At 64.0% G+C, this 5,364-nt stretch carries 5 protein-coding genes and 1 tRNA gene; 2 read left to right on the forward strand and 4 right to left on the reverse strand.

Annotated elements, in window-relative coordinates; all coding sequences use genetic code 11:
* The first annotated feature begins 4 nt into the window (after nucleotides 1–4).
* Nucleotides 5–81, forward strand: a tRNA-Arg gene (locus ACTHNR_RS20185).
* 125 nt (nucleotides 82–206) lie between these two features.
* On the opposite strand, the gene ACTHNR_RS20190 is transcribed toward ACTHNR_RS20185, so the two are convergent.
* From ACTHNR_RS20190 to ACTHNR_RS20205, 4 genes are all read right to left on the reverse strand, one after another.
* Nucleotides 207–2,600 carry a RelA/SpoT family protein gene (locus tag ACTHNR_RS20190; protein WP_440549436.1) on the reverse strand — a complete coding sequence of 798 codons (2,394 nt, stop codon included), beginning with the start codon at nucleotides 2,598–2,600 and terminating at the stop codon, nucleotides 207–209.
* Between the two features lie 95 nt (nucleotides 2,601–2,695).
* Nucleotides 2,696–2,899 (reverse strand): DNA-directed RNA polymerase subunit omega, encoded by a 204-nt coding sequence (gene rpoZ / locus ACTHNR_RS20195; RefSeq protein ID WP_027817423.1) that lies wholly within the window; start codon nucleotides 2,897–2,899, stop codon nucleotides 2,696–2,698.
* 70 nt (nucleotides 2,900–2,969) lie between these two features.
* Nucleotides 2,970–3,665, reverse strand: a complete 696-nt coding sequence (gene gmk, locus ACTHNR_RS20200; RefSeq protein ID WP_440549437.1) for a guanylate kinase — start codon at nucleotides 3,663–3,665, stop codon at nucleotides 2,970–2,972.
* A gap of 8 nt (nucleotides 3,666–3,673) precedes the next feature.
* Nucleotides 3,674–4,597 carry a YicC/YloC family endoribonuclease gene (locus tag ACTHNR_RS20205; protein ID WP_440549438.1) on the reverse strand — a complete coding sequence of 308 codons (924 nt, stop codon included), beginning with the start codon at nucleotides 4,595–4,597 and terminating at the stop codon, nucleotides 3,674–3,676.
* 224 nt (nucleotides 4,598–4,821) lie between these two features.
* Between ACTHNR_RS20205 and rph the strand changes: the two genes are divergently transcribed.
* The coding region (gene rph, locus ACTHNR_RS20210) for a ribonuclease PH (RefSeq protein WP_440549439.1) at nucleotides 4,822–5,364 on the forward strand (543 nt) is incomplete at its 3' end.

The following is a 5,364-nucleotide window of genomic DNA, read 5'->3' on the forward strand; positions in this document are numbered from 1 at the left end:
GCGTGCGGCTGTAGCTCAGTTGGATAGAGTACTTGGCTACGAACCAAGGGGTCGTGGGTTCGAATCCTGCCAGCCGCGCCACCTATGAAGGGCCTTCCATTCGGAAGGCCCTTTGTTTTTGCGGCCTCCCTTTGCGATGTCGTCCTTCGTCCGAAAGGCCTGGCGAGCCCACCGCACCGCGACGGGCCCGACACCCTCACCCTCTCTCAATAGTCGCCGCGCTCTCGCTCGATACGCATGCCGCCATCGTGCCGATGATGACCGTCTTCGCTAGGACGCTCGCGGACGATCCGCATGACATCGGGATTCGTCCTCACTCGGCGCATCACGTTGGCCAGATGCACGCGGTCGCTCACCTGAATGACGAACCGCAGCACGGTCGACTCTTGGGACACGTCCTCGTCCATCGCAATATGCACGATGTTCGCGTCGGCCGACGTGATGTCGGCGGCCACCCGCGCGAATACGCCCTTCACGTTGCGCACGAGCACCTTGACGGCCACGTCGAACAGCCGGCCCGGCTGGGGCGCCCATGCCACGTCGATCCAACGCCCCGGATCGCGCCGGTGAATACGCTGCGCAACCCGGCAGTCGGTCGTATGAATCGCCATACCCAGGCCGATGCCGATGTAGCCCATGATGTCGTCGCCCGGAATGGGCCTGCAGCACGCCGACAGCTGCACCGACATCCCCTCGGTGCCCGTAATGACGACCGGCGGCGCATGCGGCGCGCCGGCATGATTGCCATGCTCGCCGCGGCCATGATCCTCATCGCCATCGCGCCCGCTGATGAGCACCTCGATCCGCTTGGCCATGACAGCCGCCACGCGGCGCCCGAGGCCGATGTCGGCGAAGATCTCCTGCCGGTTTTTGTTGCCGGTCCATTGCACGAGCTTCTCCCATACCTCGGGCTCGACATCGGCCAGCGCAAGGCCGTAGCCCTTCAGGCTCTGGTCGACGAGGCGCTCGCCCAGCTGAACCGACTCGTTCAGCCGCATCGTCTTCAGATAGTGGCGAATGGCCGAACGCGCCTTGCCTGTGCGGACGAAGCCTAGCCAAGCCGGATTCGGTTTCGAGTACGGCGCGGTGATGACTTCGACGATGTCGCCGCTCTTGAGCTCGGTGCGCAGCGGCAGCAGCTCATTATTGATTTTCACGGCGACGCATTGATTGCCGAGATCGCTGTGAATCGAATACGCGAAATCGAGCGCGGTCGACCCGCGCGGCAGCGCCATGATCTTCGACTTCGGCGTAAAGACGTAGACCGCATCGGGGAACAGGTCGATCTTCACGTGCTCGAGGAATTCGCTCGAATCCCCCGCTTCGCTTTGAATGTCGAGCAACGACTTGAGCCACTGATGCGCGCGCTTTTGCACGTCGTTCAGATCGGCGCCGCCGTTCTTGTAGAGCCAGTGCGCCGCCACGCCGGCCTCGGCGATCTCGTGCATCTTGCGCGTGCGCACCTGAAACTCGATCGGCGCGCCGAACGGGCCGACGAGCGTCGTATGCAGCGACTGATAGCCGTTGACCTTCGGGATCGCGATGTAGTCCTTGAACTTGCCCGGGACCGGCTTGTAGAGCGCGTGCAGCACGCCGATGCACGTATAGCATTCGAGCGCGCTGTCCACCACGACGCGGAAACCGTAGACATCGAGCACTTGCGAGAACGACAACTGCTTGTCGCGCATCTTCTTGTAAATGCTGAAGATGGTCTTCTCGCGGCCGGTGACCTCGGCTTCGATCTGCGCGTCGGCAATCGCCCGCTGCACCGATTCCAAGATCTTGCCGACCACCTCGCGCCGGTTGCCGCGCGCGGCCTTGACGGCCTTCTCGAGCGTGGCGTAGCGGTGCGGGTTGAAATTCGCGAAGCTTAGATCCTGCAGCTCGCGATAGGTGTTGTTCAAGCCGAGGCGGTGCGCGATCGGCGCGTAGATGTCGAGCGTCTCGCGCGCGACGCGCCGGCGTTTCTCGGGCGGCACGGCGCCGAGCGTGCGCATGTTGTGCAGCCGGTCCGCCAGCTTGACCAGGATCACGCGGACATCGCGCGCCATCGCGAGCAGCATTTTGCGGAAGTTTTCCGCCTGCGCCTCCTCGCGATTGCGAAACTCCATTTTGTCGAGCTTCGAGAGGCCGTCGACGAGTTCCGCCACCTTCGGGCCAAAACGCTCCGCGAGCTCGGTTTTCGTGACGCCCTGGTCTTCCATGACGTCGTGCAATAGCGCGGCCATGATCGACTGCGCATCGAGCTTCCAGCCGGCGCAGGTTTCGGCGACGGCGACAGGGTGCGTGATGTACGGCTCGCCGCTGTGGCGATATTGACCTAGGTGCGCCTCATCCCCGAAGTGGAACGCGGCCTTGACCTCTTTGATCTCTTCCGGGCTCAGATAGCCGGCCAGCATGGAGGTCAGTTTCGCAATGGAAACGACATCGTGCCTGCGGGGTTGCTCCGGGGTGGCGGTCGGCCCGAACAGGTGGCGAAACGATTGTTCGAGGACCGCGTCGATGTACTTGCGCGCCGGGCCGGGCGCTTCGACGTCTTGCTCGTGCTCGAGATGCACGGAATCGGCTGAAGCGGAGGCGGACGATGGGGTAGCGCTCATTTTCGCCTCCGTATCGATCGCTATGCGGGCTATGCGCGAACTGGCATGGCAAAGAACAACGCTAGGCGCGCGATGCGCCTAGCGTGTCTGATGCTTTAGACGGGGACCTTCTTCAGCATCTCGAGGCCGACTTGCCCCGAAGCGATCTCGCGCAGCGCGACGACCGTGGGTTTGTCGCGGCTTTCGATCTTCGGCGTGTGGCCTTGCGCGAGCTGACGTGCACGATACGTCGCGGCAAGCGCCAGCTCGAAACGATTCGGGATTTGCTTCAGGCAGTCTTCGACGGTAATGCGGGCCATGTTTCGAAATTCCTTCTCAATATGTTGCTCATTCTACCTTATGTGCGCAAGGACTCGCCTTCGCGCGCCCTCAGTCGGCATGCGGCAAATGAATGCCGAGTTCGACGAAGAGCTCCGTATGTCGCGCGTATTGCGAGGCGAAGCGCAGACGCGTCGCGTCGACCACGCACTGCAACTGCTCGAGCGCGCGCTCGAAATGCTCGTTGATGATGACGTACTCCGATTCGGGCGCATGCGCGATCTCGCTGCCGGCCGCGAGCAGCCGGCGCGTGATGACGTTCGGCTCGTCTTGCCCGCGCTTCTTGAGCCGCTCTTCGAGCGCGGTGAGCGACGGCGGCAGAATGAAGATTTCCACCGCGTTGCGGAACTGCTTTTTCACCTGCTGCGCACCTTGCCAGTCGATTTCGAGCAGCACGTCGTGGCCGCTCTTCATCTGCTCTTCGATCCACAAGCGCGAGGTGGCGTAGTAATTGCCGTGCACTTCGGCGCTCTCGAGGAATTCGCCGCTGCCGTGGCGCGCGAGGAAATCATCGACCGTGGTGAAGTGATAGTGCTGGCCGTCCTGTTCGCCCGGACGAGGCTTGCGAGTCGTGTACGAAATCGACAGACGGATCGCCGGATCGCGCGCAAGCAGCGCGTTCACGAGCGTCGACTTGCCCGCGCCCGACGGTGCGACCACCATGAAGAGATTGCCCGGGTAGGCGCCGGCGTAGGGATTGCGCGGCGCTTGGCGCGGCGCGCTCGATTCGTGCGTGGGCTCGATCATGATCGTTCTTACTCCAGGTTTTGCACTTGCTCGCGCATCTGCTCGATCAGGAGCTTGAGCGTCATCGAGGCGTCGGCCAGTTCCTTGGCCGCCGCCTTCGAACCGAGCGTATTCGCCTCTCGATTGAGCTCTTGCATCATGAAGTCGAGGCGCTTGCCGACCTTGCCGCCCTTCTCGATCACGTGACGCGTTTCGTTCAAATGCGCGGTCAGGCGCGAGAGCTCTTCGGCGATATCGATGCGAATGCCGTACATCGTCACTTCTTGACGAATGCGCTCGGCGATCTCCTCGCGCGAGACGATGGTCGCGGCCGCATCGGGCGCCGCGAGGCCGAGCGCTTCCTGCAGCCGCTCGACGATCTTCTGCTGATGCTTGGCGATGAGCTCGGGCACGAGCGGCGTGATGCGCGCGACGATCGCTTCCATTTCCGTCACGTTGCCGAGCAGCATGGCCGCAAGCTGCGCGCCCTCGCGCGCGCGAACGTCGACGAGTTCGCCGATTGCCTGCTTGCCGCACGCGAGCACCGCGTCGCGCAACGCGTCCGGGGAGACGTTCGATTCGGCGAGCACGCCGGGCCAGCGCAGAATCTCGCCGGTGCGCATGCGCTCGCACCCCGGAAACGCCTCGATGACCGCACGCTCGAGCGTGGCCAGTTGATCGAGCGCGTCGCGGTTGAGCGAGCCGGCCGTCGCCGTTTGTTCGCTACGCTGGAAGTTCACGCGGATATCGACCTTGCCGCGCGAGAGCTTCGTCATCAGCATTTCGCGCAGCGTGGGCTCGCACGTGCGCGCCTCTTCGGGCATGCGAAAGTTCAGATCGAGAAAACGCGAATTCACGGTGCGCAGTTCGACCGAGACGCTCATGGCGCCGGTGCCGCCGGCGGCAGCGAGTTCGCGCGTCGCGCTCGCGTAGCCTGTCATGCTGTAAATCATCGTCCGTCTCGCGATTGGGGCCGTCGCCGGCCGGTTGTTCGAGCCGCTTCGCGCGTCGATCCGGCGCGAAAGCGTTGAAAGCGCATTATCCCATTTTTGTCGAGCACGCCCGCCGTAGCGGGCTCCTACCCGGCACGCGGCATGCACCGCCGTCGAAACGGTAAAATTGCGGTTTCTCCCCTTTCCTCGCGGCGTACGCCGCTTCCCAGCTTTTCATGCCGACCATGACCGATACCGTCCAACGCCCGAGCGGGCGCACCGCCGACGCACTGCGCGAAGTGCGCATCACGCGCCACTACACGAAGCACGCGGAGGGCTCGGTGCTGGTCGAATTCGGCGACACCAAGGTGATCTGCACCGCGAGCATCGCGGAGACCGTGCCGTCGTTTCTGCGCGATCGCGGCCAGGGCGGGCTCACCGCCGAATACGGCCTGCTGCCGCGCGCCCCGCACACGCGCAGCGACCGCGAAGCCGCGCGCGGCAAGCAGACTGGGCGCACGCAGGAAATCCAACGTCTGATCGGGCGCGCGCTGCGTTCCGTGTTCGACCTCGAGAAACTGGGCGCGCGCACGCTGCATATCGACTGCGACGTCATCCAGGCGGACGGCGGCACGCGCACGGCCAGCATCACCGGCGCGTTCGTCGCCGCGCACGATGCGGTCGGCAAACTGCTCGCGTCGGGCAGGATCGCGAAGTCGCCGGTGAAGGATTTCGTCGCGGCGATTTCGGTCTGCATCTTCGCAGGCTCGCCCGTGCTCGATCTCGAC

This window comes from Trinickia sp., from assembly GCF_051954495.1.
Taxonomy (GTDB): Bacteria; Pseudomonadota; Gammaproteobacteria; order Burkholderiales; family Burkholderiaceae; genus Trinickia.